Annotated in this window: 7 protein-coding genes and 1 tRNA gene; 4 read left to right on the forward strand and 4 right to left on the reverse strand. The window is 63.1% G+C overall.

Translation table 11 applies throughout. The features are described from left to right. Nucleotides 1-941, reverse strand: a 941-nt coding sequence (locus A3728_RS02250; RefSeq protein WP_067919873.1) for a DUF2254 domain-containing protein, incomplete at its 3' end; no start/stop codon positions are given. A gap of 242 nt (nucleotides 942-1,183) precedes the next feature. Here A3728_RS02250 and A3728_RS02255 point away from each other — a divergent pair. Both A3728_RS02255 and A3728_RS02260 read left to right on the forward strand, forming a co-directional pair. After that, complete coding sequence (locus A3728_RS02255) at nucleotides 1,184-3,601, forward strand: GcvT family protein (RefSeq protein ID WP_067919875.1); 2,418 nt, start codon at nucleotides 1,184-1,186, stop codon at nucleotides 3,599-3,601. Next, nucleotides 3,601-4,230 carry a nucleotidyltransferase family protein gene (locus tag A3728_RS02260; protein ID WP_067919877.1) on the forward strand — a complete coding sequence of 210 codons (630 nt, stop codon included), beginning with the start codon at nucleotides 3,601-3,603 and terminating at the stop codon, nucleotides 4,228-4,230. The genes A3728_RS02255 and A3728_RS02260 overlap by 1 nt, the downstream gene beginning before the upstream one ends. A gap of 210 nt (nucleotides 4,231-4,440) precedes the next feature. On the opposite strand, the gene A3728_RS23905 is transcribed toward A3728_RS02260, so the two are convergent. Both A3728_RS23905 and A3728_RS02270 read right to left on the reverse strand, forming a co-directional pair. Then, the gene (locus A3728_RS23905) at nucleotides 4,441-7,770 is read right to left on the reverse strand and encodes a Hint domain-containing protein (protein WP_150120611.1); all 3,330 of its coding nucleotides are present in this window, start codon (nucleotides 7,768-7,770) and stop codon (nucleotides 4,441-4,443) included. Nucleotides 7,771-8,656: 886 nt separating this feature from the next. Further along, nucleotides 8,657-8,740, reverse strand: a tRNA-Leu gene (locus A3728_RS02270). 120 nt (nucleotides 8,741-8,860) lie between these two features. On the opposite strand from A3728_RS02270, the gene A3728_RS02275 reads away from it, so the two are divergent. Both A3728_RS02275 and A3728_RS02280 read left to right on the forward strand, forming a co-directional pair. Next, nucleotides 8,861-9,439 (forward strand): YqaA family protein, encoded by a 579-nt coding sequence (locus A3728_RS02275; RefSeq protein WP_067919879.1) that lies wholly within the window; start codon nucleotides 8,861-8,863, stop codon nucleotides 9,437-9,439. Next, nucleotides 9,436-9,915, forward strand: coding sequence for a disulfide bond formation protein B (locus A3728_RS02280; protein WP_067919881.1), 480 nt, complete (start codon nucleotides 9,436-9,438; stop codon nucleotides 9,913-9,915). The genes A3728_RS02275 and A3728_RS02280 overlap by 4 nt, the downstream gene beginning before the upstream one ends. A gap of 3 nt (nucleotides 9,916-9,918) precedes the next feature. On the opposite strand, the gene A3728_RS02285 is transcribed toward A3728_RS02280, so the two are convergent. Further along, complete coding sequence (locus A3728_RS02285) at nucleotides 9,919-10,344, reverse strand: Lrp/AsnC family transcriptional regulator (protein ID WP_067919883.1); 426 nt, start codon at nucleotides 10,342-10,344, stop codon at nucleotides 9,919-9,921. Nucleotides 10,345-10,535 lie beyond the last annotated feature (191 nt).

Below are 10,535 nucleotides of genomic sequence, written 5' to 3' on the forward strand. Positions count from 1 at the left end.
GGATCGTTCACCCCGGGCGAAAGCGCCTTCGAGCCCACCTCTCCCATCACCACGAGGCCGAATCGCGGATCCTGATCGTAGGTGCGCAGATCGCCGATCACGATACAGTCACGCAGATGGCGTTCGAACTTGTCCCGGTCACGCCCCCCTTCGCGCGTGGGCTCGCCCCGCTGCGCCACCTGCAAAAGCGGCTCGTTCTCGAAGACGAAACTGCCGATTGGCCGGTTGAGAAATACCTCCATCCCATGTTTCTTCGCGATTTCGTCCATGGCTTCGGGATAGATATGCTGGATGTAGCCCGTCTGCGCGGCCCGCATCACCTCGGCATCCTCGGGGATGTCGCCGGTCAGCGGATGCGCCCCGAGGCAGGGTTCCTTCAGCCGGTCTTCGAACTGGGCGCGCGTCACCTTTTCGACCTGCCGCGTCGTGTCGATCAGGCTGCCGAAGGTCTGCAGATGCAGCACCCAGCGGATCAGGTTGATCACGATGATCGCCAACACCAGAACCGTCACGATGAAGAGCACGAAGGCCCGTTCATCCACGTAGATCCCCAACTCCCGCATGATGATCGCAACCAGCGCATAGACATAGGCGCCGATGAAAACGGCGATGGTGTTCTGCGTCGTGCGATCCTGAATGATCAGGCGGTGCACCCGGGGCGTCCACTGGGTGGAGGTCGCGCGATAGACCGTCACCATGATGGTGATGGAAAAGATCGTAACGGCAAGCATGGCATCCGCGATGATCTGCAACAGCCGGTCGGCGGCGCTGCCGCTCAGGGTTACCGCGAGCTTCTTGGGCACCAACCCTTCGAGCAGTTGCGTCACGCCCAGAACGACGAACGCCAGAAGCCCCATTGCCAGAACGCGGACCCACAGCTTGCGGCTGTATTCGCGGGCCTTACGGAGCAATGTGTCGGGGGTAAGAAAATCAAGATCCATGGGATGATACCTAGGTCATCATGAAAACTGGCAAGTGTCTGCAGCAGCTTTCGATACCTTGGTGCGCAAATGCAAGTTGTGGATAACGCTGGCCCTTTACCCACCGCGCCGCGACGCAGGGTGCGGCACCCTTGCCCGAAGCGGGCACCAATGCCACAAATCCGACGTCCGAGGTCGTGAACACGCACGATCCCCGCGACGCCCGGCGGCAGGCTGGCGCCAGTACAGCAAGGATGACGCATATGCAGACAACAACCCGCGCCCTCGTGATCGGAGGCGGCGTCGTCGGCGCCTCGGTCCTTTATCACCTGACAAAGCTCGGCTGGTCGGACGTGATGCTCGTCGAACGCTCGGAACTCACCTCAGGCTCCACATGGCATGCCGCGGGCGGTTTCCATACCCTCAACGGCGATACCAACATGGCCGCGCTGCAGGGCTATACCATCCGCCTCTACAAGGAGCTGGAAGAGATCACCGGCATGTCCTGCGGGCTCCACCACGTGGGCGGGGTCACGCTGGCCGACAACCGCGACCGCTTCGACATGATGCTGGCCGAACGCGCCAAGCACCGGTTCATGGGCCTCGACACCGAGATCGTGGGCCCCGAGGAAATCGCGAAGATCGCCCCCGTGACCAACATCGACGGGATCATCGGCGGCCTCTACGATCCGCTGGATGGGCATCTGGACCCGTCGGGCACCACCCATGCCTATGCCAAGGCCGCGCGGATGGGCGGGGCTACCATCGAAACCCACTGCATGGTGCGGGAAACGAACCAGCGCCCCGACGGGACATGGGATGTCGTCACCGACAAGGGCACCATCCATGCCGAGCATGTGGTGAACGCCGGCGGCCTCTGGGCGCGCGAGGTCGGCGCGATGGCGGGCGTGTATTTCCCGCTGCACCCCATGGAACACCAGTACATTGTGACCGAACCCGTCCCCCTGATCCAAGAGAGGATGGCCGACGGCAAGGAACACCCCCATGTGATGGACCCGGCGGGCGAAAGCTATCTGCGGCAGGAAGGGCTCGGCCTTTGTATCGGCTTTTACGAACAGCCCTGCCGCCCCTGGGCCGTGGGCGGCACCCCTTGGAGCTTCGGACAGGACCTGCTCGCCGATGATTTCGACAAGATCGAGGACAGCATCGCCTTTGCCTACCGCCGGTTCCCGGATCTCGAGCGTGCGGGGGTCAAGAACGTCATCCACGGGCCGTTCACCTTCGCCCCCGATGGCAACCCCCTTGTCGGACCCGTTCCGGGGATGCGCAACTACTGGTCGGCCTGCGGCGTCATGGCGGGCTTCAGCCAGGGCGGCGGCGTGGGGCTCATGCTGGCGCAATGGATGATCGAGGGCGAGCCGGAACGCGACGTGATGGCCATGGACGTGGCCCGCTTCGGCGATTGGATCACCCCGGGCTATACGCTGCCCAAGGTGATCGAGAACTACCAGAAACGCTTCTCCGTCTCCTACCCGAACGAGGAACTGCCCGCCGCGCGGCCTTTCCGCACCACCCCGATGTACGACATTTTCACCAGGATGGGCGCGGTCTGGGGCCAGCAATACGGGCTGGAGGTGCCCAATTATTTCGCCAAGGGCGACGAGCCGAAGTACGAAACACCGTCCTTCCGCCGCTCCGACGCGTTCGAGGCCACGGGACGCGAGGTGCGCGCCGTACGCGAAGGCGTTGGCATCAACGAGGTGCAGAACTTCGGGAAATACCGCGTCACCGGCCCCGGCGCCCGGGCGTGGCTGGACCGGATCATGGCGGGCCGCGTGCCGAAGCCGGGCCGCCTGTCGCTGACACCGATGCTGTCCCATTCCGGGCGGCTGATCGGGGATTTCACGATCTCATGCCTCGATGAAGAGAGTTTTCAGCTGACCGCGTCCTACGGGGCGCAGGCCTATCACATGCGCTGGTTCGACCGGCACTGCGAAGACGGGGTGAGGGTCGAGAATATCTCCGACCGCTGCACCGGCTTCCAGATCGCCGGCCCCCGCGCCCGCGACCTGCTGCAGGCGGCGACAGGCAAGGACCTTGCGGATATGGCCTTCCTCGACGTGCGGCGCATGGTGGTGGGCATGGCCGACTGCATCGTGCAGCGGGTCAGCTACACCGGGGATCTCGGGTACGAGATCTATTGCGATCCGATGGCGCAGCGCGCCCTATGGGATAGGCTCTGGCAGGCAGGTGAATCCTTTGGCATCACACCCTTCGGGATGCGTGCCATGATGTCCCTGCGGCTCGACCGATTCTTCGGGTCGTGGATGTCGGAGTTTTCGCCCGATTATACGGCGGCGGAGACGGGGCTGGACCGTTTCATCCAGTTCTCCAAGAACAGCGATTTCATCGGTCGCGCGGCGGCGGAGGCGGAACGCGCCGCCCCGCCCGCGAGGCAGCTTGCCGCCTTCGAGGTGGAGGCCGAGGATGCGGATGTTCATGGCTATGAACCGATCTGGCTCGACGGCGCTGTCGTGGGGTTCTGTACCTCCGGCGGATATTCCCACCACGCGCAGAAATCCATCGCGCTGGGCTTCGTCCCGCGTGAGCGGTTACAGGAGGGTCTGGCGGTGGAGATCGAGATCCTCGGCGAAATGCGCCCGGCGCGCGTGATCACCACGCCGCTTTTCGATCCCGACGGCAGCCGGATGCGGGGCTGATGGCGGCAGAGCGCGCGGGTCATGTGCCCTTCCCCATCGTGCTGCTGGGCGCGGGTGGATCGACGCGGATGGGCGGTGCCGACAAGCTGTTGGAGCCCGTCGACAGCCTGCCGCTGCTGCGACGGCAGGCGGATATGGCCCTGTCGGTGGCGGGCGCGGGTGTCTACGTGGCCCTGCCGCCCGCACCGCATCCCCGCCACGACGCCTTGGTCGATTGCGATGTCGTCCGCGTGGAGGTGCCGGATGCAAGGGAAGGCATGAACGCCTCGCTCCGCCGCGCTTTTGCAGCACTGCCCGCCGATGCCCCCGCCGCGATGCTGCTGCTGGGGGATCAGCCGGACATCCGGGCGCGAGACCTGGTGCGGCTTGCCACCGCGGTGAACGCGGGAGGTGACACGCGCATCTGGCGTGCCGCGACCGAGACAGGCGCGCCGGGCCATCCTATCGTCTTTCATGCCGAATTATTCGAAGAGATCATGCAGCTTCAGGGAGACGAGGGGGCAAAATCCATCGTGAAATCAAATGCTCATCACGTGGAGCTTATCCAGATTCTCGGCGACCGGGCGCGGCGCGATCTGGACACGCCCGAAGCGTGGGCCGCTTGGCGTGCGGAAAATCCGGATAGATGAACTTCGCCAGATAACTCTACAAAACCTCACGATAATCGACACATATCAAGTTAATACGTAACCTCAGCCCCGCCCCGTAACTCACTCCAAAATAAATGAAAAGCGGGCCGACTGATCGGCCCGCTTCCCCGTTACATCCGGCAAGCCGGTGAACTGCTGCATATTTCGGTCCTGCGCACTCCGAAGGGCGCGCAGGTTGTGGTCCTCAGCTTACTTTGTCAGCAGCTTCGCCTCGTGTTTTTTCAGCGACCGGCGAGCGGCGGTGTAGCCCTGTACGCCTTCTTCGGTTGCCAGTTCGGGGAAGAGTTCGAAGATCTCTGTCCGCTGGGCGTTGCCGATACCGGCAAGGCTCTGATCGCCGGGCTGGAAGCTTTCCGTCCATGCGCCGTCCGACAGGATCACCTCGTGCTGTTCGAACATGATGTGCACGTAGGTCGTCTGCGACACATCCACGATATCGACGCCTTCCAGACCAGTCAGATGCTTGGCCGCGACGAGAACCTCGCGCTCTTCAAAATAGAGCGCTGTCTTGTCGTTGGCGACCAGCACGCGGTGGTTGGGGCTGACCATCATGTCACGCTCGGGCAACCCGTTGCCAAGCGCGCCTTCGCGGATCAGCACGGGCTTGAGGTGCGGCGCGCGTTCGAATTCATCGCCCGTCATGGCGCGCTTGCCGACCCAGCGGATTTCCTGAATGCCGTTGTCGCGGGTGATGACCCGGTCACCGACTTCCAGTTCCTCGACCCGGCGTTCGCCCTTCGGTGTCGCGATCAGCGTGCCCGGTGTGAAGCAGGGAACGATGTTCTCGATCTCGACGAAATCGAGGGTCTGCGCCTCTTCCTCGCCCGCGGCGTTGGTCCGTGTCACCACGCTGCCATCGGCATTGTAGTAGGTCACGAAACCGTCTTCGCGGTCGTCGGAGGTATAGGTGACTTCCAGACGGCCGCCTTCGGGAGCCGAACCGCGCAGGTCCAGCGTGTCGAAATCGTCGCCGCCGCTGCCACCGTCTACCTGATCGCCCGCATTCACGTCAGAGAACTGGTCGCGGTCGTTGCCGCCGAACATGGTGTCGATACCGGCACCGCCCATGATGACGTCGTTGCCGCTGCCACCGTCGAGGCTGTCGTTGCCTTCGCCGCCTGTCAGCGTATCGTTGCCCCTGCCACCGCGCAGGGTGTCATCGCCTTCGCCACCGTCGAGCAGGTCGTTCTGGCCGCCGCCATCCAGCAGGTCGTCGCCGGTGCCGCCGTAGAGCTCATCGTCATCGCGGTTCCCGCGCAGCGTGTCGTTGCCCGAGTCGCCCAGCAGCGTGTCCATGCCCTGCCCGCCGGAAAGGCTGTCGTCGCCCTGCCCGCCGCGCAGCGTATCGTTGCCGGTGTTGCCTTCGATGACGTCGTCGTCTTCCTCGCCATCAAGGTAGTCGTCGCCGGAGCCGCCGATGATCGTATCGTCATCGTCTGCGCCAAGCACCACATCGTCACCCGCGCCCGCGTCGATGTAATCGCGGCCGTTGTTCGGTGCCCGGTCGGGGGAGAAGGGATTGTCTGCCGTTTCCTCATCCGGGATGTTCAGCACATCGAGACCGAGGTCGGGATCGTTGCCGCCAAAGATATAGTCGTCACCGTCGCCACCAAGGAGCGTATCGTTGCCTTCGCCGCCGACGATCCGGTCCGCGCCGTCGCCGCCGGAAACTTCGTCATCGTCGATGCCGGCATTGATGCTGTCGTTGCCAGTCCCGCCGAAGATAGTGTCACGGTCATCGCCGGTGCGGATGTCATCATTGCCCGCGCCGCCGTCGACATAGTCGCGGTCGTTCTCGGGATCGCTGTCCGCATCGAAGCCGAGGCTGTCGCGGTCAGAGCGCGGATAGCCGATGTCGGGCGCGAAATCGCCGCCGTCGGTGTCGATCACGTCGTCGCCGTCGCCACCTTCGACCGAGTCGTTACCCTGACCGCCGTTCAGCGTGTCATTGCCCGTCCCGCCGAGGAGGGTATCGTTGCCCTCTTCGCCGAAGATCACATCGTCGCCTTCGTTCCCGGCGAGCATGTCGTCGCCCGGAACGCCTACCATGCCTTCGGAGCCGCCGCCGTTGGAGCCGCCACCGCCGTTCACGTTGAAGTAGACGTCGGTCATGTTGATGCTGGATGCAATCTTGCCGACCTGCGAATGTTCGATCAGAACTCGGGTGACCGGGCCGGGGATCTCAACCTTCAGCGAGCTTTCGGAGCTCGTGTCCTCGAAGACTCCGCCCTGGCTGCGCGCCGCTTCGTTTCCGGCGTGGTCGTCCTCATCGCTGAGCGCGACATTGCTGCCCGCGGTCAGGTTGACCTCGATCCGTTCGTTGTTGGCGTTGAACGCGATGACCTTGATGACGGAGTCGCCATCGATATCGTTGATGCGGAAATCCACATCATCGACCGACTCGTTGAAGCGCAGCTTGAAGGTCGTGATTTCGCGGTCGCCTTTGGTCTGGCTTTCCAGCGACGAATTCTCGTTCACATCCTCACCGCCGGAGTCGATTCCATCGGTATTTCCGGTGTCGGTCGAATAGGTGTTCCATATGTTCTTGGTCTTGTTCAGAACGAAGAATTCGACGTCACGGCTCCCGGTGTTCTGCGTGAAACCACCGCCCAGATTGTCGCCATCGTCGACAGGGTCCGCGCCATCGGGATCGGGGGCCTCGCTCCACTTGAAGCTTTCACGCCCGCCACCGCCGGTGCCGGGGTTGCCCCGTTCGCCGTCATAGCCGCTGTCACCGAAGATGGTGTCGTTTCCGACGCCGCCGGACACGTTGTCATCACCGCCGCCGGCATAAACCTCGTCGTCGCCCTCGCCGGAGCGGATGGTGTCATCGCCATCAAGCGCGTCGACGATATCGTCCTGCGAGCCGGGATTGCCGATGATCGCATCGTTGTTGTCGATCCGGTCGCCTTCGGGGTCGCCAAGGTAGTTGATGTCGATCTGATCGTCGCCTTCAGTGCCTTCCACGACGCCGTCACCGTTTTCCGCGGGGGGCGAAACCGGTTCGCCAGAGGGGGTATCGCTGCCCTCGAACACGAGGTTATCTACCGCGCCGGAGCCTTCCAAGCGCACTTCCATCCGGGCAACGCCCTGGGCGGAGAATTTGACGGTGCTTTCACCGCCGTCACCGGTGGGGGTAATCTGCTGGCGGGAAATCTCGCTGCCGTCCTGCCCGTAGAAGATCACTTCCGCGCCGGAGGCCTCATCGATATCCTTGAACGTCAGGCTCCGGATCGCGCTGAGCGTGGCAAAATCGAAGAACAGCGCGCCGCCGGTGGCATTGTCATCCGGGTCGCTGCTGTCGCCGTCCTCGGAAATGATCAACACCTTGCCGAGCTTGTCGGACGCCAGATCGGTGTCGCCGCCGGTGGGGGCGGCAGTGTCGAAGATCATGGCCTGACCCGCGCCGCCCGTGGCCGAAATCGTCACGCCTTCGGCCTGGTATTCGTTGTCGACCACGGTGCCGGCTTCGAGGTTGTTGAAATTGATAACCGTTTTCTTGGGTGTCGTAGCGTTCATGGATCCGGTCTCCTAAGCGTCGTTGCGCGGCGCACGCAGCGCGCCCGAAATGGAATTATGTGCAAAATCTGTGCGTTGCCCGTCTGAACGGAGGGCGATTGGTTCCGGTGTTCTCACCAGCCAGTGGATTAGGGCAACAAAAGGCATCTCGTACTCCGTTCAACTCGTTCACCCCGCGGGCACCAACGACCGGTCGGGGCAGCTCGCACACAAGCGCAACAAAAGGAGGGAGATCGTGGCCCAAGGGGCCCCGGAACGATCGGCGGCAGCTTCTCGTCTCGTCGTGAATACGGTCGCAAACCTGCGGCGTAAGCACGTCTCCCGCATGCAAAAATGCGCGATATGTGCGGCCGCCCCCGTGACCAGATTTTGGATGCCCCCCAGTTGGGCAAGTTTATTGATAATGGCTGAAATGCAGCGAACAAAGCCAAAAATGACCGAAAAGTGTCAAACTACACCCGTTCGCATATTTTCTCCTATTCTTTTGGGGTAGCTTCGAGCCGCCTCATGGGAGCTATTGTTTCCAAACGGGAAATCTGGACGATCTGCGAATTTCTCATGAAACCAAGGGCATTCTGTCGAGAACCCTTCGCCAGAGCAGGTTACGAACGTGTTTATTGTATCCATCAAAGAGACAATGGCGGTAATGTGGCAACGCTAGGCCGGTACGGCGTCGCCGCCGCGAGGGCGCGGAAGCCTTGTACTCAAATTGGAACCAATATGCGCCACCTTCCGCAACTGGTGCTCCAAAACGGCAAAGCCTGTCACATTTTGTCCGAATCAAGCCGATAGGATTTAGAGACGCCGCGCCCCGTATTGGCCCGGCCCGCATCCCGCTCCAACGTCAAACGCCATCATGTAGCGACTGCTGGTCGGGAGTTATGGCTGGTACCCAAGGCCGGACTCGAACCGGCACGCCTTGCGGCGGGGGATTTTGAATCCCCTGCGTCTACCATTCCGCCACTTGGGCACGCCGGGGCCGTTTAGCGCGAGCAGACATTCCGGGCAAGCGAAATCACTTCCCCTACACTGTGTCTTGACCACGGCGCGCCAGCATGGTGTTGGAGATGCGCAGACCGGAGTGCCGCGGATGATCAGACGTCTCTATGACTGGACCCTCGCCTGGGCCCAACATCGCCATGCCGTCTGGGCGCTGGCCGTGGTGGCCTTTGTCGAAAGCTCCTTCTTTCCGATTCCGCCCGACATCCTGCTCATCCCCATGGTGCTGGCCTGCCCCCGCAAGGCATGGCTCTACGCCAGCGTAGCGCTGCTCGCATCGGTGCTGGGCGGGCTGCTCGGCTATGGCATCGGCGCCTTCGCCTTCGACAGCATCGGGGAGCCGATCCTCTCTGCCCTGGGGAAAGATCACGCGATGGAGGAATTCGCCACGCGGTTCAACGACATGGGCTTCTGGGCCGTGCTGACCGCGGGCGTGACGCCGTTCCCCTACAAGGTCATCACCATCATGTCCGGCTGGACGGGGATGCCGCTTTTCACCTTTGTCGCCACGTCGATCCTTGCGCGCGGGCTGCGCTTTTTCCTCGTGGCTGCGCTGATCTACCGTTTCGGTGCGCCGATCCGTACGTTCATCGAACGGCGGCTCGGGCTGATGTTCACCCTCGCCGTCGCGCTGCTGTTCGGCGGTTTCGCACTTGTGAGGTATCTATGACCCACCGCAGTCTCGTCATTCTGGCCACGCTCGGCTCCGCATTCCTGCTGCTGACGGCCTTCGGGTTTCAGTATCTGGGCGGCTATCTGCCCTGCAAAATGTGCTACTGGCAGCGTTGGCCCCACGCGGCGGCCATCCTGATCGGCGCGATCATCCTGATGGGCGGGTCCCGGCTGCTGGCATGGGCCGGTGCGGCGGCTGCGGCGACGACCGCCTTGATCGGCATCTATCACGCCGGGGTGGAATGGAAGTGGTGGCCCGGCCCCTCGTCCTGCACCGGCGGCGGGCTCGATTTGGATACGATGAGCGGGGGCGACCTGCTGTCGATGGACGCGCCCACCGGCCTCGTGCTCTGCGACGAGATCGTTTGGCAGCTCTTCGGTCTCTCCATGGCCGGCTGGAACGCGCTCTTCTCGCTGGTACTGGTTGCGCTCTGGGTCGCGGCTGCCACGCGGCGGGACCGCAGCGCCGCCTGACCTCTACCCGGTCTTCTGGGTCTTGAGAAAGAGGCTCGTCTCGCTCGCCACGATACCGTCCAGCCTGCGTATCCGCGCCAGGACGGTATCAAAATCCTCCAACGTCTCTGTGCCGATCTCCACGATCACGTCCCAACGGCCATTCGTGCTGTGGACGGCACGGACCTGCGGCATGGCGGCCAGCTGCCGGGTAATCCGCTCGGCGCCGCGCCCCTCGATCCCGATCAACATCATGCCCCGCACCGGGTCGGGCCGCACGTCGGCGCGGGTGACCACCGAAAAGCCGACGATCTCCCCCCGTTCGCGCAGGCGCGCCAGCCGCGCCCGCACCGTGGTGCGCGACAGCCCCAGCGTCAGCGCCAAATCCGACAGGGAGGCCCGCGCGTCATGGCGCAGCGCGGCAATGAGCCGGTGATCCGTTTCGTCCATTCAGGCCTCCGTTTCGGATAATCTATACCCGAAATGATCACTTTGGCAAATTGTCCACTCCCCAAACCGTGGGTTATGTCAGCCAAAACGCCGCCCCATCCGGGCGGCTCAGCATTTCTCAAGGGGATCACGATGACAGATCAAACCTGTATTCTTGTGGGCGCGCCGCTGGACAGCGGCGCGCCCACAAG

It is taken from the genome of Sulfitobacter sp. HI0040 (genome assembly GCF_001634885.1).
In the GTDB taxonomy this organism is placed as follows: Bacteria; Pseudomonadota; Alphaproteobacteria; order Rhodobacterales; family Rhodobacteraceae; genus Sulfitobacter.